19 protein-coding genes are annotated in these 24,234 nt (G+C 47.0%); 9 read left to right on the top strand and 10 right to left on the bottom strand.

The window, feature by feature from the left end:
* Positions 1-396: 396 nt before the first annotated feature.
* From OP864_RS03525 to OP864_RS03515, 3 genes are all read right to left on the bottom strand, one after another.
* Complete coding sequence (locus OP864_RS03525; RefSeq protein ID WP_270099919.1) at positions 397-1,182, bottom strand: SAM hydrolase/SAM-dependent halogenase family protein; 786 nt, start codon at positions 1,180-1,182, stop codon at positions 397-399.
* 81 nt (positions 1,183-1,263) lie between these two features.
* Positions 1,264-1,770: a hypothetical protein gene (locus tag OP864_RS03520; RefSeq protein WP_270099918.1), complete on the bottom strand. Its 507-nt coding sequence runs from the start codon at positions 1,768-1,770 to the stop codon at positions 1,264-1,266.
* Positions 1,771-1,880: 110 nt separating this feature from the next.
* Positions 1,881-3,014 (bottom strand): fatty acid desaturase family protein, encoded by a 1,134-nt coding sequence (locus OP864_RS03515; protein ID WP_270099917.1) that lies wholly within the window; start codon positions 3,012-3,014, stop codon positions 1,881-1,883.
* A 182-nt stretch (positions 3,015-3,196) separates the two neighbouring features.
* Here OP864_RS03515 and OP864_RS03510 point away from each other — a divergent pair, with 182 nt between their 5' ends.
* The gene (locus OP864_RS03510; RefSeq protein ID WP_270099916.1) at positions 3,197-3,613 is read left to right on the top strand and encodes a hypothetical protein; all 417 of its coding nucleotides are present in this window, start codon (positions 3,197-3,199) and stop codon (positions 3,611-3,613) included.
* Positions 3,614-3,682: 69 nt separating this feature from the next.
* Here OP864_RS03510 and OP864_RS03505 read toward each other — a convergent pair whose 3' ends face one another.
* From OP864_RS03505 to OP864_RS03490, 4 genes are all read right to left on the bottom strand, one after another.
* Positions 3,683-6,883, bottom strand: coding sequence for a S41 family peptidase (locus OP864_RS03505; protein WP_270099915.1), 3,201 nt, complete (start codon positions 6,881-6,883; stop codon positions 3,683-3,685).
* A 146-nt stretch (positions 6,884-7,029) separates the two neighbouring features.
* Positions 7,030-8,724: a MauE/DoxX family redox-associated membrane protein gene (locus tag OP864_RS03500; protein ID WP_270099914.1), complete on the bottom strand. Its 1,695-nt coding sequence runs from the start codon at positions 8,722-8,724 to the stop codon at positions 7,030-7,032.
* Positions 8,725-8,937: 213 nt separating this feature from the next.
* On the bottom strand, positions 8,938-9,492 hold the full coding sequence (locus OP864_RS03495; RefSeq protein ID WP_270099913.1) for a DUF1599 domain-containing protein: 555 nt from the start codon (positions 9,490-9,492) through the stop codon (positions 8,938-8,940).
* Positions 9,493-9,553: 61 nt separating this feature from the next.
* On the bottom strand, positions 9,554-9,751 hold the full coding sequence (locus OP864_RS03490) for an exodeoxyribonuclease VII small subunit (protein ID WP_015691335.1): 198 nt from the start codon (positions 9,749-9,751) through the stop codon (positions 9,554-9,556).
* Positions 9,752-10,072: 321 nt separating this feature from the next.
* On the opposite strand from OP864_RS03490, the gene OP864_RS03485 reads away from it, so the two are divergent.
* The 3 genes from OP864_RS03485 to OP864_RS03475 are packed head-to-tail and all read left to right on the top strand — an operon-like array spanning position 10,073 to position 12,249.
* Positions 10,073-10,564, top strand: a complete 492-nt coding sequence (locus OP864_RS03485; RefSeq protein ID WP_270099912.1) for a hypothetical protein — start codon at positions 10,073-10,075, stop codon at positions 10,562-10,564.
* Positions 10,557-11,279: an ABC transporter ATP-binding protein gene (locus OP864_RS03480; protein WP_270099911.1), complete on the top strand. Its 723-nt coding sequence runs from the start codon at positions 10,557-10,559 to the stop codon at positions 11,277-11,279. Before OP864_RS03485 ends, OP864_RS03480 begins: the two co-directional genes overlap by 8 nt.
* Positions 11,266-12,249 carry a hypothetical protein gene (locus OP864_RS03475; protein ID WP_270099910.1) on the top strand — a complete coding sequence of 328 codons (984 nt, stop codon included), beginning with the start codon at positions 11,266-11,268 and terminating at the stop codon, positions 12,247-12,249. Before OP864_RS03480 ends, OP864_RS03475 begins: the two co-directional genes overlap by 14 nt.
* Positions 12,250-12,288: 39 nt before the next feature.
* Here OP864_RS03475 and OP864_RS03470 read toward each other — a convergent pair whose 3' ends face one another.
* Positions 12,289-13,950, bottom strand: coding sequence for a S8 family peptidase (locus tag OP864_RS03470; RefSeq protein WP_270099909.1), 1,662 nt, complete (start codon positions 13,948-13,950; stop codon positions 12,289-12,291).
* A 613-nt stretch (positions 13,951-14,563) separates the two neighbouring features.
* Here OP864_RS03470 and OP864_RS03465 point away from each other — a divergent pair.
* The 5 genes from OP864_RS03465 (at position 14,564) to OP864_RS03445 (ending at position 21,340) form a co-directional block, all read left to right on the top strand.
* The gene (locus OP864_RS03465) at positions 14,564-15,535 is read left to right on the top strand and encodes a ribonucleotide-diphosphate reductase subunit beta (RefSeq protein ID WP_270099908.1); all 972 of its coding nucleotides are present in this window, start codon (positions 14,564-14,566) and stop codon (positions 15,533-15,535) included.
* 376 nt (positions 15,536-15,911) lie between these two features.
* A complete protein-coding gene (locus OP864_RS03460; RefSeq protein ID WP_349294445.1) occupies positions 15,912-18,323 on the top strand; it encodes a ribonucleoside-diphosphate reductase subunit alpha in 2,412 nt (803 codons plus the stop codon).
* A gap of 304 nt (positions 18,324-18,627) precedes the next feature.
* Complete coding sequence (locus OP864_RS03455) at positions 18,628-19,065, top strand: PaaI family thioesterase (RefSeq protein ID WP_270099906.1); 438 nt, start codon at positions 18,628-18,630, stop codon at positions 19,063-19,065.
* Entirely contained in the window at positions 19,066-20,448 is a 1,383-nt protein-coding gene (locus OP864_RS03450) for a BamA/TamA family outer membrane protein (protein WP_270099905.1), read from the top strand.
* 4 nt (positions 20,449-20,452) lie between these two features.
* Entirely contained in the window at positions 20,453-21,340 is an 888-nt protein-coding gene (locus OP864_RS03445) for an NAD kinase (RefSeq protein ID WP_270099904.1), read from the top strand.
* A gap of 10 nt (positions 21,341-21,350) precedes the next feature.
* Here the strand turns inward: OP864_RS03445 and OP864_RS03440 are convergent, their stop codons facing one another.
* Together OP864_RS03440 and aspS are read right to left on the bottom strand one after the other, a co-directional pair.
* Entirely contained in the window at positions 21,351-21,980 is a 630-nt protein-coding gene (locus tag OP864_RS03440) for a flavin reductase family protein (protein WP_270099903.1), read from the bottom strand.
* 331 nt (positions 21,981-22,311) lie between these two features.
* Positions 22,312-24,102 carry an aspartate--tRNA ligase gene (gene aspS / locus OP864_RS03435; RefSeq protein WP_270099902.1) on the bottom strand — a complete coding sequence of 597 codons (1,791 nt, stop codon included), beginning with the start codon at positions 24,100-24,102 and terminating at the stop codon, positions 22,312-22,314.
* Positions 24,103-24,234: the final 132 nt, after the last annotated feature.

Below are 24,234 nucleotides of genomic sequence, written 5' to 3'. Positions count from 1 at the left end.
TAAAAAGCTAGGTTGAGCTAGAGCAGAGCTAGGTCGAGCTAGTAAAAAGCTAGGTTGAGCTAGAGCAGAACTAGGTCGAGCTAACAAAAAGCTAGCTCATTGCTATGGAGTGATAAGTTCATTAAGTCAGCAACTTAACTTATTATTAACAATTGGGCATAAAAAAAGGATCAAAACCCTAGGTTTTGATCCTTTTGGAGGCCGAAGAAGAGGGCCAAAAAGTGAAAAAGAAAGAGGAGCGGCCCAGCGCTGCGCAGCGGTGGCCGCAGGCCAGACCCAGCGGGCGCAGCCCGCGCAGGGCCGAGCGAACAGCGAGCCGCGGAGCATAGCGGCGGCCAGCTTTGCTGGCCGCGGGCCCCAAAAAAAGAGAAGAGCACAAAAAAATGGACTCTTCTACTAATCATTGAGAAACTCGAGCTGGACGCTATCGTCTACTTTTAGGCCAAATAGCGAGGCGGCCTTGCCTGCATTGACCGCAATTTCTAGCAAGCCCGAAGAATTGAACAGACAAAGGACCTCGCCCACGGCCTGTTCGGCATAATGCAAACTGAGGTCGCTAATGGGGTCGAAGCGTTTGAAATAAAGCTCGAAAGAGCGACCCTGGGCAATTTCCTCAAAGAGTTCTCGGTCTACATTGAGGACCACATTTTCATAGACATCGATGTAGAGGACCGCGGCGCGGATATAATCCTTGCTTACCACAGCATTGAGGCTAATGCGCTCGAGCAGCTCATCGCTTTTTCGGCCAATTTCCTCTAGGGGTTGTTGGGCCAACAAATGGGCCGAGGCCTTGGCAAATAGGCGCTGCATGCTGAGCAAAGAAGGGGGCTCCTCACTAATGAGCTGATAAATTTCTTGGGGTTTTTCTTTAAACAAAAGAGAGAAAACGCCATTATCGGGCCCAATAAAATAGTGGCCCTTATGGGCAATGACCAAAAAACGGGGATGCTCTTGATAGAAATTGTGCACACTCACAATATGAATGCTCCCTTTGGGAAAGGCCCAAAAGCTAGTGCCCAACAAATAAGCCGCTTGGCCAATATTGTAGGCCTGTACTTGATGCGAGATATCGATAAATTGCACAGCCTGCCCCTCCGACAAAATATGTCCTTTGAGTAGGGCCGCATAATGATCGCGGACACCAAAGTCGGTCGTTAGGGTAATGATTCCAGAGGCTTGCATAAAAAAGATGGATTAAGCGAGCACAAAATTAAAAGAAGTTTGTAAAAGCAGCTTTTAATTTAAAAACAATTGAATAGGCGCTTAAAGTTTTTCTCTAGTTTGATGTTGTTGTTGGATTTGTTGTCGCATATCTTGGCCAAATTGATTGACAATTTTTTGCATTTGGGCCTCATAGGCGGCTTGTTCCTCTTGGCTGTAGCTTTTCCAGTCGGCTTTTTCATAGAAAAGGGCCGCTTGGGCAGGCAATAAACCAACGATCTTCAAATAGTCATTTGTGCAAGAGAGTTCAATTTCTCTGGCTTTTTGTTTTTCGTCTAGGGGTTGGATCTTCAATCGGAGGAGCTCATCTTGCTCTTCTAGGCAGTGGTAGCTAGCTGAAGGTCCTTCTTTTTCGGCAGCAAAGAAATAGATACCCGCCCGATCAATTTTGAGCAGGAGGGCCGAAAATGCGCCCAACATCATCCGTTGTAGGGGAGGGGCTAGGGCCTGAAACTCCTGAGCGGTTTCGGTTTTGTTTTGAGCGAGTTGCCAATACTGTCCTTCTAGCTTTAAAATCAATTTGGGCGTATGCCCCATTTTCTTTTGCATAAATGGTATTGTTTTTTGAGTTCAGAATATAACTAAAAGCTTTTAGAGGACCAAAAAAGGCCTTCTCTGCTTAGCGAGAAGGCCTTTGGTATTGTTGTAGGCGATAGCTTTTACTTGATGACAGCGGCTTCAGTGTTTTTTGGCAATTCTACCGCTTGTAGCTCATTGTTGCCCAAGGCTTTTAGGCTCTTAAAATGAGAGCTGATTGCGCCACCAAAGGTTTTGAACTCATAATAGGGTACGCCAAACTCCTCAGCGGTTGCCTTGACAATTTTGGCGACCTCAGGGTAGTGCACATGGCAAATATTGGGAAAAAGGTGGTGTTCTACCTGGAAATTTAGTCCGCCCAAGAACCAAGAAAGCGCTTTATTTTGGCGGGCAAAATTAGAGGTGGTCGCCAGCTGGTGCATGGCCCAAACATTTTCTACCTCATTTTGCTCATCGGGCTGAAAATGGTCGGTAAGCTCTACAACATGAGCTACTTGAAAGACCAAAGTCATAATCATACTTGCCGTCATGTGCATCATGAAAAAGCCGAGTAGCAAATAGCCCCAAGCATAGCTAGTGAGGACAATTGGAAGGGCAAAAAAGATGGCCCAATAGCCAATTTTAGTGCTGAGTAGGATCCAGAACTCTTTGCCGTGCGTACTGCCCATAGCCGCTGTTTTTCCATCTTGGCTGTAGCCCTTTAGGGCCACAAAATCCTTCCATAAAATCCAAGAAACGGTAGCTAAACCATAGAGAATAGGCGCATAAAGGTGCTGAAAACGGTGGTAGCCCTTGAGCTTTCCATTGGGGGAAAGGCGCAAAAAGGGTTTATCTTCAATATCTTCATCGAAGCCGTAGATATTGGTATAGGTGTGGTGCATCATATTGTGCTGCACCTTCCAGGTAAAGGCATTTCCACCAACTAAATTGATGGTGTAGCCAAAAATAGCATTGACTGTAGGGTTTTTGGAGTAGGCGCCATGATTGGCATCATGCATAATATTCATTCCAATGCCAACAAGGCCAATACCCATAACGATATAGGCGATCATGACGGCCCAAAGGGGCAAAACATTGAGCAGAATAACCACAAAAGGAATAAAATAGAGCCCTAGCATTACAGCCGTTTTGAGGTACATACGGCTGTCGGCATTACGGTCAATATCTTGGCTACGAAAGTGCTGATTGACCCTTTTGCGTAGGGTAGGAAAAAATTTAGCCTGATCAGCTAGGCTAAAACGAATGGTTTTTGGCATAAATCTGTTTCTTTTGGCCCTTTTCGGTGCCAGTTCAAAAGGATAAGGGGCGCTAGCTTGCGCCTTTGTTTATGGATGTACAAAAAAGGGATACCCCCCAAAGAAGTGCTTAAAACTTTTAAGAAATAAAGCGCTTTTTCTATATTTAAGCCGATTATGTGATTTGAATTAAGACTGAATATATGCCAAATGCTTTAATTTATATCCTGCTGTTTGCACTCTTTAGCTGTTTCTCTTGCCAGCAAGATACAGAAAAAACAGCCTTAATTAGCCCCCTAGAAGAAAATGCTTCTTTGTCTGTTGTAGAGAATAAGCAAAAGATAAACAATGGGTTGAAGCGGGGTGATCTGCTCCGCGTAGAGGTCCAAAATCTCCGACTCCGAGAACATGAGCAGCTAGAGGCCAAGGTGTTGCGCCATTTGCCGGAAGGTAGTGAGCTCTATTTTATGGGCGATATTTCTAGCGATAGTGTGACAGTTCAGTTGAGAGGAAAAAAATATTATGCTCCTTTTTATCGAGTAAAAACAGAATTAGGCTATTTGGGCTGGGTACATGCGGCCGCAGTTAAAAAGCAAGCTTCAGACTTGAAAGGTAGTTAAGTTTTGGGGCCAAAAACAACAAAGTCATCTCTGGAAGAGATGACTTTGTTGTTGAATATATTGAAATCCTTATTTTTTATCTGCATCGAGCTCTTTTAAGAGTTCTTCCACAGCTTTTTGTAGTTGTTGGTCTTCTTTTTTAGCTTGATAATCTGGGGCAAGTCGAACTAAAATATCTGGCATAGCAGGAATGCGTTCCATATTTTCTCCCTTAGCTTTGCTGTACCAAGCTCTAAAAGGCATACGGACATAAGAACCATCTTGTAGGCCATAGCCTCCTGTAGAAATAACAGCGCCAAAAGTAGGTTGACCAACTAGGGTTCCCAAACCTAGGTTTTTGTAGGCATGAGAAAAAATCTCGGCATTAGAGTAGCTGCTTTCATTGCAAAGGGCAATACTGCCTTTGGTCCAAGCGGCTAGAGGCAAGCGCTCACTATAGGGATAGTAGTTACTAAAGGCTTTATGTTCTTTTTTGAGGTTTTTGGCTGCTCCTCTTGGGACGGTATAAGCATGTTGGCGAACAGAGAGTACCGCCATAAGGTAGTCGGTTGTCCAACCGCCACCATTATATCGAACATCAATGACAATTCCCTTTTTCCCATCTCCAGCGGCCATTAGTTCTTGCTCAAAGCGTTCAAAGCTGCTCCAACCCATTGCTTTAATATGAATATAGCCCAGCTCTCCTTGGGAGTATTTTTCGGTGAGGGTTTTACGCTCTTTAACCCAAGCTTCATAGCGTTGCTTATTAAGCGAAGGGCTTGGCCAAATAACAAGTTCGCGAAGGTCTCCAGCTTCATTTTCTACGGCTAATAAGGTTGGTTTATTGGCCGTTCCTTCTAGAAAAGCATAGAGATTGTCTTGAGGACCAATTTTTTCTCCATTAACGGCCATGATACGCTCATTAACTAAGATTTGGCTTTCTGCTCGGCTAGCTGGACTTTCTTCAAGCACCGAACGAATTTTGGCCCCTGCTTTTCCATCTTGCCAAAGCTCTACCCCCAATAAGCCACTCTTTTTTCGGGCTAGCTGCTTGGGGTTGTCTCCACCGTATAGTCCCATATGACTAGCATCCAGTTGTCCGAGCATCAAGTTGTACATCCATTGAAAGTCTTCTTTGGTAGAGGCCTTTAGGCAAAGTGGACGATAGGTTTTTTTTAGTTGCTTCCAGTTGTACCCATGAAACTGAGGGTCGTAAAATCCAGCCTCTAAGGCTCGCCAACCCTCTTCAAAGATTTGAGCCAACTCCCCAGCATAATCAATTTTTAGATTAGAGCGAAAGCTTAAGTTATTGAGCTTTTTGTTGGAGAGCTGAATATAGGCAAGCTGCCCTCTATTGATTTGGCTAAACAGTAGTTTCCCATCTTCAGAAAGCTGTAAATTATAGGGAGTTTGGCTAGCCGAAATAAGGGCTTTATTTTCTTTTCCATCCCAACGTACCGAATAAAGAGCGCGGTCTTTCTCAAAGTTTCTGCTGCTGTTCGAACTGCTCAGGTAAAAAATAGTTTTGCTGTCAGGGCTCCAGCAAATGCCCGACTCTCGGCCAGGCATAGCCGTTACTTGCTGGCTACGAGTATAAATCTGATCAAAGTCAATCTTAACCTTAATCGCTTCTTTTTTATCCTTTTTACTAGGCTCTTTTTCTTCGGCCCAGATTTCAAGAGCTTTCCATTCGGTGGTCTGGCGGAGATAGTCTTCTTTTTTTAGCCATACAAACCAAATATCACTATCCCCATTGTTTCGATCCGAGCTAAAGGCTAACTTGCTACCGTCTGGGCTCCAGACTGGATTGCGGTCGTTGCGGGGGTGCATGCTCAGATTAACCGGCGGAATAGAATCATTGGCTGCATGAATGAAGATTTCTTCATTAAAATTGAGGTCCTCCAAAGAGTAGGCTAACCAGTAGCTGTCTGGAGACCAACTTAGCCCCCTAGGACTGGCCCAGCCATCTAGTAGCTTTTTATTGTTCGATAACTGACCTAGACTGTCTATTTGAGCTACCCAGAGCTGTCCCCGCCCAAGCAAATAGGCCAGCTGTTTCCGATCTGGAGAAAGCCAGTACTGACTGAGATCTAAGGGAAATGCTTGAATGAGACTGTTCTTGAGCTTAAGACTGCGGTAGAGGTCGGTTTCTGTACTGTCTTTAGAAGATACCTTATAAAGGGCATATCTTCCCCCCTCATCACTACGGTAAAGTAGGGTTTGTTCATTGAGAAATAAGGGAGCTCTCTGTCGACTAGGTCCCTGCGCTAGAATACGTCCCTCTTTTAGCTGTTTGTGCTGTGCGCCAATAAAAATATCGCCATGTACTTCGTAGGCAATACGCTTGGCCGTAGGAGAGAGGCTGTAGTGCTCTAGATGACTATAGCTTTTTTCTATAAAGGGGTCAAAACGATAATCACTGGCTATGTCTACCTTGATTTCTTGCTTTTTACCTTCTGTCTCGCCCCAAAAGATACGGTCGGCTTGCTGGTAGACGATATATTGGCCATCCTGACTAAGCGCAAAGTTTAATATGCCCATTTTCTTTTCTTGGGTTAGGGCTTTTTCTTCCCCCTTAACCAAGTCCTTGAGGTAAATGTTATAGCGACCAGATTGAGCTGATAGGTAACAGATTCGCTGATTGTCTATCCATTGCCCATTAAAATCATTGCCTTTAAAGTCCGTAATTTGCTCAAATTTATCGGCTTTGATATTGTAGGTCCAAAGGTCTCTGTTCGCTGGTCCACGATAGTCCTCTCTAGCGGTTCTACAGCCTCCCCGAACTAATAATAACTGCTCTTTATTAGGCGACATTTGTGCGTCTACCGCATCACTGTTTAAGATGCGCTGAGGCTGCCCCCCACTTACTGGAATTTCATAAATTCCATAGCTGCGCTCTATCTTGATGTAGGTCCGACGACTAGCAAATAAAAGTGTTTGCTCGTCTTTCCATCCCAGAAGTTGGTCGTTGCCTGAGTAATAGCTCAGCTGCTTGGGACGCCCTCCCTGAGCTGGCATGACATAAATGTTGTTGTTGCCGTCTCTGTCTGATTGAAAGGCGATCTGCTGCCCGTCTGCCGACCAAATCGCCTTGCTGTCATAGGCCTGATGAACGGTTAATCGCCTAGGCTGACCCTCTGGCAGTTTCATTCGCCAAATGTCTCCCTGATAAGAGAAGAGTAATTCTTGCCCATCTGGACTAAGACTGGGCTGACGCAGTAAAATGCGGTCCTGGGCCCAGCTTAACTGAACCAATAGCAGGAGTACTGCCGAAAGTAGTATCTGTTTCACAGTTTGTTTTTTTTGTTAGTGACCAATTTCTTCCATGAAGAATAAACTAAATCGCTAGCGCTTTGCTTTCTTTTTTCGACCAAGAAGCAAAAAAAATCCCCCTAAGCCTAAGGCCTAGAGGGATCTGTTTTATAAATAGAGATACTCTATTTCAATTCAATACTAACAATTTCCCAAGCTTGCCCCTTTTGGTCCAAAATGCCATTGGGAATCCATTTTAAGTTGGGGTTGCTAGGAACTAGTTGCGGGTTTTTGCTCAACTTCACTTTCAATTTACGCTCCGTAACGCCCAAATCCGTATTTTCATCCATTAAGGGGCGCAATAGGGCATCATTGCCATCCAAAATAACAAGATCAAGCTCTTGTTGCCCAAAATCTCCCTGATTTACTTTGTCCACAGAACAGAAAAAGCCATGTTTTGTCCCCTCAGGCATGTAGTCCTGAATCGCTAATTCTAGCTCTAAATCTACGGTTGGCTCCTGAATGTAGGCCTCGGCCAATTCTTCAAAGCTGCCAGGCAACTGACGATGATGCCATTTCTTAACAATTGTTCCATTATGCAAAAGCAAAAGGCCCGGACTAGAACGAATGATCGTCTTGACCAACTTTTCATCGCCCTGCGTAAAATCAAAGGCGGTGCCTAACTCCTGCCGAAAAGCCTCCAAATCATCACTATAGTCGCCATCGGCATCCGCATCTTTGATGTAGTAATAAAGCGCATGCGTGGGGATGCCTTTCTGCTTTTCTGCCGCCAAACTCAAGGCCGCAATTTTTTTGAAGCCCTCCTTTGAAGATTTGCTCAAATCATCGGCAACAACCAAAAAACTATAGCCCTGACTAGCAAAACTATGCTGCTTAGAAGCATCCATTTCAGCCACTTTAGAGTCGCATCCTTTTTTCAATACTTCTTCCTCCGTTTTGTCATTTTGGGTCTCCCAAATTTTGTTGCCATCGGCATCTTTGGTCTTCCAAAGGTAGCTGTATTTCTCGGTCTCTTCAGACATCTGTTTGTTATTGACCTTGACCTCTTCTCCCGTGTTTTTGTTCTTATAGGTGTAAGTAAGCAATACTTCGGGCTGGTCCAAAGCACAAATTTCTCGCTCAACTACAATGTTGCGCCCTTCTGCAAAGGGGCGAAAATCTACCCAAGGCAAGCCAAAGTAAAAGTTGAACAAACTAGCCACCGTTATCGCTACGGTCCAAAAAGAAGTGCTAATTAGGCGTCCTTTGCCCTGCTCCGGAATCACATATTGCAGGTTTTCGGTCTTGATGTAAAGAAATACAGTCATCAAGGTCAAAATGATGTCCTTCCCAAAGGTTTCAATTGGCAAAAGCTTCATGAAGTCGCCAAAACAACCACAATCACTCACCCGAATGTTATTTTCATTAAAAGCCACCCATTGCCCCGTCGCAAAAGGCGAAACATCCTGCGGAATATAGCCCGTGAGGTAGTTGTAGCCCGTTAAAAAGGTGAAAAAGAGCATCATCAAAAAGCTCAAACTCGTGGTCCATTTTTTTCCATGGCCCAAAATTAAGTTGATCCCAAGCACGACCTCCAAAACAATCATCAGTAGGCCAAAAGGAACCACAAAAGGCTTCATAAAGGACAATACAGGCAGCAAAAGCGTAAAATAATCGGCCATTTTATAAGCCGTCCCCAAGGGGTCAACGACCTTGACCGCCCCCGAAAAAACAAGCAGGGCTCCCACAAAATATTGTACAAACCAAAGCGGCAGATGCGTCCGCACAAATTCCCGCTTTTTAGATAGCCCCAAACCTAAGGTAAATGTTAGGACCAAGGCCACAATGCCAATGTAAAGAAAAAGTGTATATACGGTCATAATGATAAACAGATTGATATAAAATGATTGTTCTTCTGCTGTTTTGGGGCCTCCGCTGCGGCCTGCGGCCTGCGGCCTTGCGGCGCTACGTTCGGCAGCTCGCTATTCGCTCGGCCCTTCGGCCTAACGGCCTTGGTCTGCGGCTTCCGCCGCACTGCCTACCATCGCTAGGCCGTAAAGCGGCGGCCTAAAGGCCTTGCTTTTTGGGCCAAACTACTTTGCCTCTTTTTCGCGCAAACGAATCAAAGCAAAGAGCGCATAATTGGCAATATCCTGATAGTTGGCAGCCAAACCCTCCGAGACCAAAAGCTGCTCTTTATGGTCCTCAATTTCTTTGGTCCGCAAAAGCTTCATCAAAATGAGGTCCGTCAAAGAACTGATGCGCATATCTCGCCAGGCTTCGCCATAGTCATGGTTTTTGCGCAGCATCAGCTCTTGGCAAATCTCGGCCTGCTCCTGATAAAGAGCCTCCACTTGATCGCTAGGCAGATAAAGGCCCGCAGCCAAAGGCAGCTCCAACTGAATTAGGGCCATAAAACTATAATTGACTAGGGCCAAATACTCGCCCGCAATAGATTCGCCCACCTTTTGGCTTTGCTTTTCCTCTATAGAGCGAATGCGCTTGGCCTTAATATATAATTGGTCGGTTAAAGAACTTGGCCGCAAAATCCGCCAAGCCGAGCCATAATCTCGCTGCTTCTTAATAAATAGGGCCTTACATTGGGCCAATTCATGGGCGTATTGTTGGAGGGTGCTTGGCTTTTCCAAAGTTACAACTATAAGTTTAGTTAATTAAATAAAGAACGCAGAGAAGAGCAAAAAGCTGCTTTTAGTCCTCTTCATAAATATTATTTTGCTCTTCTTCAATATGGCGGAGCCGTTGCTGGCAATATTGGAGTAAGAATTGCGCGCGTCGGCTTTGCGCATTGAGCTCTTCTAGAGGAAGTTGGCCCTCAATGGCTTCTAAGATTTGCTGAAGCTCTAGTAGGGCGGCTTCATAGGAGGCGGGAGTGGCTTGTTGGTCCATATTCTATTGATATTTAGTAGATAAGGCGGCTGCTTTGGGCCGAATGGCCCTGGGGCCTTGGCCCCAAACGGCTTAGGGATGGATAGCAGTGCCCCGCAGGGGCAGACCGAGCCGCTGAAAGCGGCGAAGGGCCGAGCAGACCTGCGAGCTGCGACACAGCCCGACCCGCCCGCAGGCGGGGAAGCCCCAAAATAAGAGGAAAAAAATAGAGCTCGCAGTTTTTTGAGGAAAAAGGAATCGCTATACAGTTCCGCTTTTAGTGATCGCCTCAAATATATTTTAAAAATGCTTAATTTGTTTGCTCACAAAATTATAAAGAGGATGCAAAAAACTATACTTGTTGGGTTACTTTTTTTTATGGCTTGGGGCCTTTATGGGCAAGCTTGGATGCAATTGCGGCAAGAGCCTATTCAGATAGCTTACAAAATTCCGTACAATTGGTTTGTGGGTGGTTTGGAAAAGCAGGCAGATTATTGGCGGACTTTGAATACGGCTCCCAAGGGGCATATTAACATGTTATTGCTGTATAGCGAAGAGCTCAGGGCCGAGGAATTGGCCCAAAAAGCAGTTTGGAATTATCATTTTGTGGGCCTAGATAGCCTGCCTGCGGATAGTTTGCAGGGGGATTTTGGCCTTTGGGAGAAAAGAGGACATTGGCGAGAAGATAGCCTAGAATTGGTCCGTTCTTGGGCCTGGAAAAAAGGGGAGCAGCATTATTTGTTGTACCTTTGGGGCCGAGAAGAAAAGATGAATGCTTTTGCTCAAAAAAAGCTATCTAAGGTATTAACCTCAATTGTATTTTTAGATGATTAGTTGTGAGGGGCTGTTGTTGCAGTATGGCAAGCGCAGGCTGTTGAGTTTGCCCGATTTTCAGTTTGAAGAAAAGGGGTTTTATGTCATTTTGGGCCGTAATGGTAGCGGGAAAAGCAGTTTTTTGCGTCTTTTGGCGGGATTGGAACAGCCTCAAGCGGGGCAACTTTTTTTGCGAAATAAGCCCTATTCGGCTTGGAAACGAAGTGATTTTGCCCAAGAATTGGCCCTTTTGCAAAGTAAGCAAAGCACCACCGCTTTTATGCGGGGGGAGGAGTATGTGAGTCTTGGCCGGCACCCTTATTTGGCTTGGCATGGCCTGCTGGGCCAAAAAGACCGACAGCGAATTAGGGAGGTCATGCAAGCCCTCCAAATTGAAGAATTGGCCCAGGCAAAAGTAGGGCAATGTAGCGATGGCGAAAAGCAACTGCTCGGCTTGGCCCGTGTTTTGGTCCAAGATACTCCCATCTTATTATTAGATGAAATATCGGCCCATCTCGATTTTATCAATAAAAAACAAAGCTTTCAGCGATTGAAGACCTTGGCCCAAAAGAAACTGATTATCCTCGTGAGCCATGAGCTCGCTCTAGCCGAAGCCTTTGCCGACCATATTTTGCTTTTGGAAAATCAGGGCCTCTTGGCTTTAGCTCCCCAAGGCGCAAGCCAAAAAATAGAAGAAATTTTTGAACAAACCTCCCCTTATCATGCAAAAACTTAGTCTACTGTTTATCCTTTGTCTTGCTTATGCCTGCCAAAGCGCTCCGCCCCAACCTCAGCTAGACCAAAATTTGGCCCATCATCTCCGAAGTATAGAAATGCCCGAGAGGGTACTAGAAATCGACCTTAATGGAGATGGCCAAAAAGAAAAGTTGGCCCTCTATGCCAATCAAGAAGGGCTGTATTGGGAAACTCTGAGCGGACAGCGTTTTGACTTGCCCCTAGAGGGCCCTGCCGAAAGCCTGCTGCTCTGGAAAAACCTAGGCGATTTGGATGGTGATGGCGGAGAAGAGTTGGCCTATGTACCCAATTATGAAGATAATTCCTCCATCAACCATTTTCAGATTGTCTCTTGGAAAAAAGGCTGGAAAATGCCTTTCCGCTTTGAAATTCGAGAGGATCAAATTAAGGAGGACCGCCCTTTTGTTTGGGCCAAAGGAAAAGACCGCTTTCTCTTTCGCTTTGTCAATGAAGAAGGCCTAGAAGAATATCAAGAGGCCATTTTGGACCAAACTAATGCGCCCGATAAAAGCTTGCCTCTAGAAAAACGCTTTGTCTGCAATGGCGATATGGTCCGCCTGCCCGCTTTTTCCTTTAATTTAAAATTAACCGCTGGGGCCCAAAAAATCTTAGACGAAAGCCCAGAAGAATTGGTTCTCAGTATTTTGCTACATAATGAGGCCAGCCTGCCCCTAGCTGCCGAAATGCAAAAATATTGGGATGAGGATATGGAGTATTTGCTCTTGCTACAAAAAGAAAAGCAGCAAAAAAGTACAGACTTTTTGGTTGATGATTTGGAGCTACCTAGAGCCGCTTTAGAGGCTTGCAAAAACCTCGATATGCAATTAGAACTCAATATTTATACAGCCCGAAAGACCTCAGAAAATAATCTCTTGTCTATAGATCCACTTTTTGATGGCCTGCTTAAATTAAGGAGCCAGAAAACAATACTCAAAGGTCGAGAAATTTAGTACAAAAGGCCCAGAACAAGCGTTCTGGGCCTTTTGTCTTTAGGGCTTATCTTGCAAGCAACCTAAGGTTTCATAAAACCGATAATCGGCAATATCGACCTCTAAATGATAGAGCCCATTGGCGGGCAGTTGCTCGGGCAGCTCAAAGCGAACAAGCTGCTCTTCGCCAACTTCTAGAGTTTGCTCGGCAAGTAGTTGGCCCAAACTATTGTAGTAGCGCAGCTTGAAAACAGTTCCTGGCTGACCAATGGCCAAACGCAGACCGTTTTTTGCCTGCAAAGGCCGGTCCCGAAGCTGTAAAATTCCCTCTTCGGTCAGCAGTAAAGCCGTTTCAGAAAGAGAGAGGTAGGCCGTAAAAAGGTTGGGGATGCCAAAACCTATAGCGGTATCAGCCTCGGCTTGCTGCCCAGCCCACTCAATCGCATGCCGAATTTCCCAGTTGTTTTTTTCTGGAAAAGCAGACCAAAGACTAGCCGCCATTCCCGCCAAAACAGGAGAAGAAAAAGAGGTGCCATCGGTCGAGCTGACCGAATAGCCATTGAGGCCTGCCACTTTGGTGCTGCGGCCTTGGGCCACTACATTGGGCTTGATGCGACCGTCGGCGGTGGGACCAAAAGAACTAAATCCCGCCTTTTTGCCATTGGGCCGAACGGCCCCAATAGAGAGCACATTCTGGGCATCGGCTGGGGCGCCAATGTATTTCCATGGCCCATTGCCCTCATTTCCCGCACTATTGATGACCAAAATTCCCTTTTCTACGGCTACATCTGCCGCCTGAGAACAAAGGGCTGTTTTGCCATCCATATCTTTGTACTCATAACTCATGCTTTTGTCATTAAAGGAGGTATAGCCCAAAGAAGAATTGATGATCTCAATCCCTAAACTGTCGGCCCGCTCAGCCGCCGCCGCCCAGTTAAATTCCTCAATTCTAAATTCTCCCCCCACATCTTCGGTCTTAAAGAGGTAGTAGTTGGCTTTGGGCCCCGTGCCCTGAATCAAATAGGGCAGATTGGCCGCCATACAAGACAGTACATTGGTGCCATGCGTGCTCTGCTCATACACAAATTCATCGCCCTGAACAAAGTCATGGGTTCCCCAAATTTGGTTGTTGGCAAATAAACTATCAAAGGCGGGCATGCGGTAGACATTCAAAAAGCCCCCATCAAAAATAGCGACTTTTCGCCCCTGCCCCTTAATGTTTAGTCCATGTAGCAAATGCCCGCCCAACATGGCAATCTGATTGAGCGAATAACCCAAGGGGTGCTCCGTTTTATTATACTCTTCTTGCTTAAAATGCTTATGCCATTTTGCCTCTTCTAAACGACGCTTTTTACCCAAGGGCATGATTTCTCGCACAAAGGTCAGCTCTCTAATTGCAGCCAATTTGCTCGTATCTTCTACATAAATAGCCAAGGAATTTAGCCATTTAGAGGCCAGCCAATACTCCACTCCTTCTGCGCAGACCGCCTGCACATATTGCGGATTCAGGGGCAAATCTCGCTCGTCAATTTCTACTCCTCCAATCGCTCGGCGCTCCAATGCAGCGGGACTAAGGTACTCCCAAGGCCGCAAAACACTGTAGGGATTCTCTTCTTTGTCGGTAAAAAAGACCGCATAAAGGTTGTGGTTGAAATTCTGGGCTTTTGCTCCAGCCAGTAGGCAGATGAAGAACAAAAGGCTAAAACTGCTTTTTTGTATCATGGTTTTTCATTTTGTACAAAGGTACAGGGAACTGTTTTAAAAACCTATTTTTTGGGGCTGCCCCGCCCTGCGGGCGGGTCGGGCCATTTCGCAGCTCGCTGCTCGCTCGGCCCTTCGTCGCTTCGCTCCTTGGTCTGCCGCCTTTGGCGGCCCTGCTACAGCCCCTCAGCCAAATGCCCCCGCTCCGCTTAAGAATAGCACAGCAGAATTTTGGCCCAACTCCCCGCTTTTGGCCCCTAAAAACTGCAGCAGTGGGCCGCTTTTTTTGTGCTTCCTATTAGTTGCTAACGATTAAAACCAAATTGGTTTAACTAAATTTTTTTGTTTCCAATTGTGCTGTACAACTAGCTTTTTTAAGCCCCCTCAAAGCCGCCCACTATCGAACTTAGAGCGACTTATACACAAAGATATTCACATGCCGTTCCCAAAATGGGAATAACTTATTTTTATAAAATAACTCAATGTTTATCGGCCTTACAGCCCGTCCACTAATTTGTTGGTTTGAAGATTAAAAGCTTTTTCCCGAACTTTGTAACTCCTTAAGAGGTTTGCCCAAACCTCTTAAGGAGTCTCCACTAATTTGTTTTAACGTTTTCCGTAAATTGCCCAATAAATGTCTGTAATAGAGCCTATTCTCCAAGAAAATGACCAGCGTTTTGTCCTTTTTCCCATTCAACATGATGCCATTTGGGAAATGCGCAAACAGGCCCTTGCCTGTTTTTGGACCACCGACGAAATTGACCTAGCTGCCGACCTGCACGATTGGAAAGAGCTTTCGGCCAATGAACAACACTTTATCAAACACGTTTTGGCCTTTTTTGCTGCCAGCGATGGCATCGTGAACGAAAATTTGGTCCTCAACTTCTACCGAGATGTCCAACTTGCCGAAGCTCGATCTTTTTATGCTACGCAAATCCAAATCGAAGATATCCACGCCGAAACCTACAGCCTCCTCATAGATACCTATATTCAAGATAGCGCCGAGAAAAACGCCCTTTTTAATGCCATGCAAACCCTGCCTTGCGTTCAACGCAAAGCCAAATGGGCCATCAAATGGATTGAAGAGGCCCCCTCTTTTGCCCACCGCCTAATCGCTTTTGCGGCCATAGAAGGCATTTTCTTTTCAGGCAGCTTTTGCTCGATTTACTGGCTAAAGAAAAGAGGCATTATGCCCGGCCTTACGTTTTCCAATGAGCTCATCAGCCGAGATGAAGGTATGCATTGCGATTTTGCCTGCCTGCTCTATTCTATGCTAGAAAACCCCATCCCTTCAGAAGAACTCCGCAGCATTATTACCGAGGCCGTTAGCCTAGAACAAGAGTTTGTTACCGATGCTCTGCCCGTTTCCCTAATCGGAATGAACGCTAAGCTGATGTCGCAATATATTGAGTTTGTGGCCGACCGCCTGCTCGTTTCTTTGGGCCAACCTAAGGTCTATGGCAGTAGCAACCCCTTCCCCTGGATGGAACTCATCTCGCTGCAAGGAAAAACCAACTTCTTTGAAAAAAGAGTGGGCGATTACCAAAAAGCTGGCGTAATGGCCGAAAGAGAAAAACAAACCTTCTCTTTGGATGAAGATTTTTAGCCAAGCGCTAAAACAAGCGGCGCAGCCGCTGGCCTAGCGATGTGCAGCAGTGGCCGTTAGGCCAGACCCAGGCAGCTTTGCTGCCGCAGGGCCGAGCGAACAGCGAGCTGCGAAACGTAGCGCCCGCCGAAGGCGGGAGGCCCCAAAACAGCAGCGAGCTGCGACAACCAGCCTCGAAGAGGCGCCAGTTCGATGACCAACGGGAATAAACGACAACAAGAACTTTAGTTCGCAGTTAGACGACCAAAGGGAGTAACCGCCCGCCGAAGGCGGGAGGCCCCAAAACAACAAATATTAAAAAACAGACTAATCAGCGCTTAGCCAGCAAGACTAAGCGCTTTTTTAGCCAAAGCCAAGATATATTATGATGCAATTGATGCAAGTGACCAAGCGAAACGGCCGCAAAGAGGACGTTAGTTTTGATAAAATTATGCGGCGGATTTATTACCTCTGCGACGGATTGGACAATCGCTATATCGATGTGATTGAGATTTCTAAAAAGGTCATTTTGGGCCTTTATGATGGGGTCTCTACCGAGGTGCTCGACAAGCTAGCGGCAGAAACCGCCGCCTCTATGGCCACCGAACATCCCGACTATGCGATCTTGGCCGCTAGAATTTCGGTTTCGGACCTACACAAGGGGAGCTCCGACTCTTTTACCGAAACCATGCGCCGACTCCACCAATATATTGATCCCAAAACTGGCGAAAATGCCCAAATGATCGCCGATGATTTTATGGCTTTGGTGGAAAAACACAGCGAACAACTGGATGCGGCTATCGTGCACGAACGCGATTATGACTATGATTTCTTTGGCTTTAAGACCCTTGAGCGCTCTTACCTCATGAAGGTCAATGGCAAGATTATCGAGCGCCCGCAGTATATGATTATGCGCACAGCTCTGGGCATTCATGGCGAAAATATCGAGGCCGCCTTGCAAACCTACAAACTGATGTCTGAGCGTTGGTTTACGCATGCTACGCCCACCTTATTCAACTCTGGAACGCCCCGCCCGCAGCTCTCTTCTTGCTTTTTGCTCAGCATGACCGACGATTCTATTCCCGGCATTTTTGAAACCCTTAGCCGCTGCGCCAAAATCTCGCAATCCGCTGGTGGAATTGGCCTGAGTATCCATAATATTCGCGCCAAAGGCAGCTATATCAAAGGCACTGGCGGCAACTCGAACGGCATTGTGCCCATGCTCCGCGTCTATAATGATACGGCCCGTTATGTGGACCAAGGGGGCGGAAAACGCAAAGGCGCTTTTGCTATTTATTTAGAACCCTGGCATGCCGATGTTTTTGAGTTTTTGGACCTCAAAAAGAACCACGGTAAAGAAGAACAACGTGCCCGCGACCTCTTTTACGCCCTTTGGATTCCCGACCTCTTTATGCAAAGAGTAGAACAGGATGCCGAATGGACCTTGATGTGCCCCAATGAATGCCCCGGCCTCTATGATAGCTATGGCGAAGAGTTTGAAAAACGCTACCTCGCCTTTGAAGCAGAAGGTAAGGGCCGCCAAACGATAAAAGCCCGCGAACTTTGGATGAAAATATTAGAATCTCAAATCGAAACGGGTACCCCTTATATGTTGTATAAGGACCATGCAAACCGCAAATCGAATCAGAAAAACTTGGGCGTAATTCGCTCCAGTAACCTCTGTACCGAGATTATGGAGTACAGTAGCCCCGATGAGGTGGCCGTCTGTAACCTAGCTTCTATCGCCCTTTCTAAATTTGTAACCGAAGACGGCCAATATGATTTCCAACGCCTTTATGAGGTCACAAGAATTGTTACCCGCAACCTCAATAAGGTCATCGACATCAATTATTACCCCATTCAAGAGGCCAAAAATAGCAATATGCGCCACCGCCCCGTCGGAATTGGCGTGCAGGGCCTAGCCGATGCCTTCCTCATGATGCGTCTGCCTTTTGAAAGCGAAGAAGCCCGCCAACTCAACCGCGATATTTTCGAGACGATTTATTTTGCGGCCATGAGCGAATCTTGCCAAATGGCCAAGGAAGAGGGCCCTTATTCTACTTATGAAGGTTCGCCGATTAGCCAAGGAAAATTCCAATTTGACCTTTGGGATGTCACTCCCTCAGACCGCTGGGATTGGGAAGCCCTCCGTCAAGAAATTTTGGCCCATGGGGTGCGCAATAGCCTGCTCGTAGCGCCTATGCCTACCGCTTCCACCTCTCAAATTCTTGGAAATAACGAGTGTTTTGAGCCCTACACCTCTAATATTTATAGCCGCCGCACCCTTTCTGGCGAGTATGTGGTGGTCAATAAACACCTACTCAAAGACCTGATTGAACGTGGATATTGGACTCAAGAACTCAAAGAGATGTTGATTGCCGCCAATGGCTCGGTCCAAAATATCGAGGGCTTGCCCCAAGAAATCAAGGAGCTCTACAAAACGGCCTATGAAATTAAACAACGGGCCATTATTGATATGTCCGCCGATCGTGGCGCCTTCATTTGCCAGTCGCAAAGCCTCAACCTCTTCGTGGAGAGCCCCAACTTTGCCAAACTGACCTCCATGCACTTTCACGCCTGGAAACGTGGCCTAAAAACGGGCATGTATTACCTCCGTTCCAAAGCTGCGGTAGACCCCATCAAGTTTACCCTTAGCGCCAAGTACCAACAGAAATTTGTGGGCCAAAATGGCGGCAGCAATCAAGCTTTGGCTGGCCGTACCGCCGCCCAAATCGAGGAGGCTAACAGCCAAGAAGGCCTAGCCTGTAGCATCGACAATCCCGATGATTGCTTGATGTGCGGCTCTTAAGACTTAATTTTAAGTAGTTTGTTTGTAGCAGTTTCTCTTTCGGGAGGAGCTGCTATTTTTTTGGGGCTGCCCCTCCCTTTGGTCGGGTCGGGCCATTGCGCAGCTCGCAGGTCTGCTCGGCCCTGCAGCGGCAAAGCCGCTTTGGTCTGCCGCCTTCGGCGGCCCTGCTACAGCCCCTCAGCCGCTTCGCTTCGCTCGCCTGCGGCGGCTTTGCCGCCTGTAGGACGCAAGAAGGCAAAAACATTCCCTTGGCCAGCAAAAAAAAATTACTTTTGTGCATCCTATAATGTAAAAGCAAAAACAAATGTCTAAAGAAAAGATTGCCTTTGTCAAAGCCCATGAAGGCCAACATATTGAGGGAAATATTAGTGGTTTGGGGGCTTGGCTCAATGCCAGAATCCTGTCTGTTAATGAAAAAACGGGCATGCTCCAACTAGAGTTTGAGGTCCGCCCCGATATGCTCAATCCTATGGGCAGCCTACATGGCGGGGCCATCTCGGCCATTTTGGATGAGAGCATGGGCATGCAGCTCTTTGTGCTTTCAGAAGAGAGCGCCTATTATGCCACTAGCTTACAGCTAGATTTTGTGCGGGCCGCTTTTGAGGGCCAAAAAGTCGTTGCTCAGCCCGAGCTCATCCGCATTGGGAAGCGCTCGGCCAATATGCGCTGCCTACTTCTAGACCAAGAGGGCAAAGTCTTGGCCCATGGCAGTTCTAATTATCTTCAAATTCCTAGCAGCTAAATGCGTTTTCTTCTTTTTATCTTTTTCTTGCTGAGCTTTGGCCAGTTGGCCCAGGCGCAGCTTCCTTATGTCCGTATCGATAGCCTTATCCTCTCTGATATAGAGGGGGGAAAGTTGCGGACCAAAGCGAAAACCCTGGCCGCCTATCTGCCCTTTAGTGTAGGCGATAGCGTTCGGCTCAATGAGTTGCAAGAGCAGCTGGATTTGGCCCAACAAACTTTACTCAATAGCCGCCTGTTTAAAACGGTGGTGGTCCGAGTAAAAGAATGGGAGGGCAAGAGCATTGTTCTAGGCATCGAACTAGATGAAACTCTAGGCCTTTATCCCATCCCTATGATCGAACTAGCCGACCGCAACTTTAATGTTTGGTGGAAGAGCTTCAACTTTGATCTCCGAAGAGTGAATCTGGGCCTTTGGGGCCTTTGGCGCAACCCAAGAGGCTATAACGACCTGCTCAAACTGATTGGGCAAGTTGGCTATAGCCCCAAGGTCGAATTGGTTTATGTTATGCCCCCGCTAGGCAATAAAAACGCTTGGGGCTACAGTATAGAGGGCCTTTGGTCCAATAATAAAGAGCTCGCTTATGGAATAGCCGATAACAAACGCCTTTTTTACAGAGACCTCAACAGCAAAAGCCCACAGTTTGACCGCCTGCGCTTTCGATTGGGCCTTTATTTTCGCCAAGATGTATGGAGCCAACAGCAACTGACCCTAGGTTTTCATAATTATGGGGTTAGCGATTCTATTTTTGCCCAAAATGCCGATTTCCTTTTGGGCAAAGCCCGCCAAAGAGATTTTCGCCTGCGCTATAGTTGGTCCAAGGACCGCAGAGATTTCCGAAACTACCCCTTTCAGGGCTATTACCTACAAGCCGAAACCGAGAAAAAAGGCCTAGGTATCTTCAATGAGCTCAATCAATGGACCTTGGGCGGACATCTGGGCTATTATCACAAATTTGGCGGTGGCTACTGGAGCGTGGGCGGCCAATTGAGTGGCAAACTGAGCCTGCTCCGACAAAAGCAAGCCTTTTTTGAACAAGAGGCCCTAGGTTTTGAGGAAGAATTGGTGCGGGGTAATCAATATTATGTAATTTATGGACAAGATTATTTGCTCTGGCGCAGCGACCTCAATGTCAAATTGATGGAATTGGGCGAGAGGGATGCCCCTTTTATGGCCCTGCATCTGCGTTATCATTTAGATTATGGCTATGTTTGGGACCGCTTTTATCAGCAGCAGGGCAGTTTGGTCAATCGCTCGCTTTGGGGCACTGGTCCAGCTATTGACCTCGGCCTGATGCAGTACCGCTTTGTGCTCCAATTTGAGTATAGCCTCAACCAATCTCGAGAAACTGCCTTCTTTTTCCGCCTCAAAATGAATCTCTAGCCTTATGCGTATCGCTCTGTTTAGCCGCTTTCTAAAAAAGGAACAACAGCAGTTGGTCCAAGAAGTCTTTGATGCCCTCGCTCGCCGCCCCGAATGGGAACTCTATATTTATCAAGAGTACTACGATTCTTTTATGGGCCGCATTAAAATCAATAATCCCTATTATTGTTTTCAAACGCATGAGGATTTCCGCGCTGCCGAACTCGATTGCTGTATTACTTTGGGCGGAGATGGGACCATTCTAGAAGCGGTGACTTATGTCCGAGATACTGGAGTCCCTATTTTGGGCCTCAATATGGGCCGCCTCGGCTTTTTGGCCATGATCGAAAAGCACCGAATAGAAGAGAGTTTGCAGGCCTTTGAGCAGGGCGCTTTGGTAGAAGATAAACGGGTGCTTTTGCAGCTAGAGTCTTCTAGCCCCCTCTTTGGCAGCGCCAATTTTGCCCTCAATGATTTTGCTATTCTCAAACGAGATACCTCTTCTATGGTCATTATTCACACCTATGTGAATGGCGAGTTTCTCAATTCTTATTGGGCCGATGGGATTATTGTGGCCAGCCCCACAGGCTCTACGGGCTACTCCCTGAGCTGTGGGGGACCCATTATTTTTCCCCGCTCTGGCAATTTTATCATCACGCCCGTAGCCCCGCACAACCTCAATGTCCGCCCCATCGTCCTTTCCGATGATGTGGTCATCTCTTTTGAAGTGGAGGGCCGAGCCGAGCATTTTCTCTGCACCTTAGATTCTCGTTATCGGGCCATTCAGGCCAGCTGCCAGCTGGCGATCCGCAAATGCGATTTCCAAACGACTTTGCTCCGCCCCGATGATCGCAACTTTTTGTACATGATCCGTAAAAAGCTGCATTGGGGGACCGATTCTCGGAATTATTAGGGGCCTCCGCCTATTGCCTAGGCTTAGCATAAGGCAGGCGCTGCAATTGCTCCGTTTTATGGTAGCTATCTAAACCCGAAATACAAACGGCCTGCATTTTCTCCAAATCAATTTGTCCAGTTGCTTCATCAAAGGCGGCTTGGGGCAGCTCTACGTATTCTATGGCCGCAACAATGAGGTAGGTCCCATTTTTTATGATGGGGATTTCCTCTTCTAGCCGCAAGCCTATTTTTAATTGGGCCTCTTGGACAAAAGGAGCTGGAAAATCAGCAATATATTGGGGGTGCAAGCCTGTGGCTTCAAATTCTGAAACTCCATCGGGATAACGGGCCGAGCTATGATGGGCCTGCTCATAAATGCCCTGATGCACTTGATTGAGACTAAAGTATTTCTGCTGCCGAATATTGCGCAGACTATGGCGAATCACTTCGGCCGTGAAGGGCCGAGAAATAAGGCCAATGAGGGCAGGATTGGCCCCCAAATGTACCGCAGAACTAAAAATGGCGAGGTTCTCCTGGCCCTCAGCCGAAATACTGCCCACCAAATTGGCGGACTTAAAACCCGATAGATGGTTGACAAAGGTGGTGCGCTGCCGCTTGGGCAAATTGGCAATCTCTTGAGCCTGAAAGGTTTTGATCATAAGCTGTATCTTTTAAATAATTTTTTGCTTGTGTAGGGCTCCTACAGGCCCGATAGGGCCGCAGGCTGAGGGATGGACAGCAGTGGCCCGCAGGGCCAGACCGAGGTGCTGAAAGCGCCGAAGGGCCGAGCGAACAGCGAGCTGCGAAACAGCCCGACCCGACCGAAGGGAGGGGCAGCCCCAAAACATCCTACTAATAAGCAGACAACAGCTAAAGGCAAAAAATGTTAGGCAAAATGAAGTTAAGCGCTAAAAACTGCAGCAGGGGAGGGGAAACAAAAACGCCCACTACTATAGGGTAGCGGACGTTTATATTTATGTTTGAATCAGCTTATTTGGCCTCTTCTTTTTTGGGAACCACTTGAAGTTGTAGCTCCTCCCATTGTTCGGGCATGATAGGCGCGGGAGAACCCATCATGGGATCTTTGGCCTGTTGGTTGAGCGGGAAAGCAATCACCTCGCGGATATTCTCCTTATCGGCAAAAATCATCACCATACGGTCGAGGCCAGGAGCGATACCCCCATGGGGCGGAGCACCATATTTAAAGGCGGAGATCATGTGGCCAAAGCGCTCATCGACCACCTCGCGGCTATAGCCAACGATATCAAAAGCCTTGTACATAATGTCGGGGCGGTGGTTACGGATAGCGCCAGAAGAGAGCTCAATACCATTACAAACAATATCGTATTGGTAGGCGAGGACATCGCCATAATTGCCAGAAGCGGCGGCTTGATCTAGGGCCTCCATCTCGCCCTGAGGCATAGAGAAGGGGTTATGTGAGAAGTCCCATTTTTCGGCTTCCTCATCATACTCGTACATGGGGAAATCCACGATCCAGCAGAAGGCCAGGGTATCTTCATCGGCCAAGCCCATTTGTTGGGCCACCCAAACGCGGACATGTCCGAGGGCTTTATTGACCAAATTGCGACTGCCAGCCATTAAAATGACGGCATCGCCAGTTTTGGCGCCCATCTGCTCGGCAATAGCGGCAATTTCTTCTTCGCTGAGGGGTTTGGCTACAGAGCCTTTCACTTCGCCATCCTTATATTGTAGGTAACCGATACCAAAAGCGCCTTTTTCCTTGGCCTCTTTTTGGGCCTTGTCAAAGAACTTACGAGATTGGCTGGCACCACCTTCTACCAAAATAGCCTTGACCACTTGGCCCGTCTTAAACATCTCTTGATAGACCTTAAAACCAGAATGCTCAAACAAGGGCGTGAGCTCCTTCATCTTCATCTCGAAGCGGATATCGGGCTTATCGGAGCCGTACCACTCCATCGAGTCATTGAACTTGATCCGAGGGAAGGGAAACTCCTGCATTTTCTTTTTGGTCACCTTGGGCAAGAGGTATTCGTACATCTCTTCGAGGAGGGCAAAAAGTTCATCTTGCTCAATAAAGGCCATTTCCATATCCAGCTGATAGAACTCGCCGGGAGAGCGGTCTGCACGGGCGTTTTCATCGCGGAAGCAGGGTGCAATCTGGAAATATTTATCAATACCAGAGCACATCAACAGCTGCTTATACTGCTGAGGGGCCTGAGGGAGGGCATAAAATTGGCCGGGATAAAGGCGAGAGGGCACCACATAATCGCGGGCACCTTCGGGCGAAGAAGCGGTGAGAATAGGCGTTTGGATTTCCAAAAAGCCTTTTTGGGCCAAAAAAGTACGGATCTCCATCATCAACTTAAAGCGCAACTTGAGGGCTTCTTGCAGCTCATTGCGGCGCAGGTCGATAAAGCGATACTTCAGGCGAAGGTCTTCATTGGGTTGCTCATGCAACTGAAAAGGGAGTTGTTCCACCAAAGAATCAATGGTCAATTCTTGCACTTCCACCTCAATTTCTCCGGTGGCCATATCGGGGTTCACATCTTTTCCGCGAGAGCGCACAATTCCTTTCACAAGGATAACACTTTCGGGCTTGAGGCTGCGGGCGAGCTCAAAAGCCTGGCCTTGTTCCTCAGAAAATACCAATTGGGTCTTGCCGTAATGGTCGCGAATCGTAATAAAAGACAGCGATTTACTGAGGTGGCGGATATCGGCCACCCAACCCGCTAGGCGCACCTCTTGTTCTAGGTGGCTAGCATTCAATTCATTACAATGATGTGATCTATATTTAGACATCTCTTGACATTCTTTTCAAAGTGTAGAAAAACGGCCGCAAAATGCGTTTTTTTTGGGCTTTTTTCAAATCTGTCTGGGCTTAATGCGCAACAAAGATAAAATTCTGCTGTTTTTGGGGGATTTTTTGGGGCT

The organism is Saprospira grandis (assembly GCF_027594745.1).
Classification (GTDB): domain Bacteria; phylum Bacteroidota; class Bacteroidia; order Chitinophagales; family Saprospiraceae; genus Saprospira; species Saprospira grandis.
Note: the sequence above shows the minus strand (reverse complement) of the source record. Positions and strands in the feature narration are given on the sequence as shown.

What these genes read in the sequence shown, in the direction of transcription:
- OP864_RS03525 (WP_270099919.1), bottom strand. Translation starts at nt 1,182, where the DNA reads ATGCAAGCCTCTGGAATCATTACCCTAACGACCGACTTTGGTGTCCGC.
- OP864_RS03520 (WP_270099918.1), bottom strand. Translation starts at nt 1,770, where the DNA reads ATGCAAAAGAAAATGGGGCATACGCCCAAATTGATTTTAAAGCTAGAA.
- OP864_RS03515 (WP_270099917.1), bottom strand. Translation starts at nt 3,014, where the DNA reads ATGCCAAAAACCATTCGTTTTAGCCTAGCTGATCAGGCTAAATTTTTT.
- OP864_RS03510 (WP_270099916.1), top strand. Translation starts at nt 3,197, where the DNA reads ATGCCAAATGCTTTAATTTATATCCTGCTGTTTGCACTCTTTAGCTGT.
- OP864_RS03500 (WP_270099914.1), bottom strand. Translation starts at nt 8,724, where the DNA reads ATGACCGTATATACACTTTTTCTTTACATTGGCATTGTGGCCTTGGTC.
- OP864_RS03490 (WP_015691335.1), bottom strand. Translation starts at nt 9,751, where the DNA reads ATGGACCAACAAGCCACTCCCGCCTCCTATGAAGCCGCCCTACTAGAG.
- OP864_RS03485 (WP_270099912.1), top strand. Translation starts at nt 10,073, where the DNA reads ATGCAAAAAACTATACTTGTTGGGTTACTTTTTTTTATGGCTTGGGGC.
- OP864_RS03480 (WP_270099911.1), top strand. Translation starts at nt 10,557, where the DNA reads ATGATTAGTTGTGAGGGGCTGTTGTTGCAGTATGGCAAGCGCAGGCTG.
- OP864_RS03475 (WP_270099910.1), top strand. Translation starts at nt 11,266, where the DNA reads ATGCAAAAACTTAGTCTACTGTTTATCCTTTGTCTTGCTTATGCCTGC.
- OP864_RS03470 (WP_270099909.1), bottom strand. Translation starts at nt 13,950, where the DNA reads ATGATACAAAAAAGCAGTTTTAGCCTTTTGTTCTTCATCTGCCTACTG.
- OP864_RS03465 (WP_270099908.1), top strand. Translation starts at nt 14,564, where the DNA reads ATGTCTGTAATAGAGCCTATTCTCCAAGAAAATGACCAGCGTTTTGTC.
- OP864_RS03460 (WP_349294445.1), top strand. Translation starts at nt 15,912, where the DNA reads ATGCAAGTGACCAAGCGAAACGGCCGCAAAGAGGACGTTAGTTTTGAT.
- OP864_RS03455 (WP_270099906.1), top strand. Translation starts at nt 18,628, where the DNA reads ATGTCTAAAGAAAAGATTGCCTTTGTCAAAGCCCATGAAGGCCAACAT.
- OP864_RS03450 (WP_270099905.1), top strand. Translation starts at nt 19,066, where the DNA reads ATGCGTTTTCTTCTTTTTATCTTTTTCTTGCTGAGCTTTGGCCAGTTG.
- OP864_RS03445 (WP_270099904.1), top strand. Translation starts at nt 20,453, where the DNA reads ATGCGTATCGCTCTGTTTAGCCGCTTTCTAAAAAAGGAACAACAGCAG.
- OP864_RS03440 (WP_270099903.1), bottom strand. Translation starts at nt 21,980, where the DNA reads ATGATCAAAACCTTTCAGGCTCAAGAGATTGCCAATTTGCCCAAGCGG.
- aspS (WP_270099902.1), bottom strand. Translation starts at nt 24,102, where the DNA reads ATGTCTAAATATAGATCACATCATTGTAATGAATTGAATGCTAGCCAC.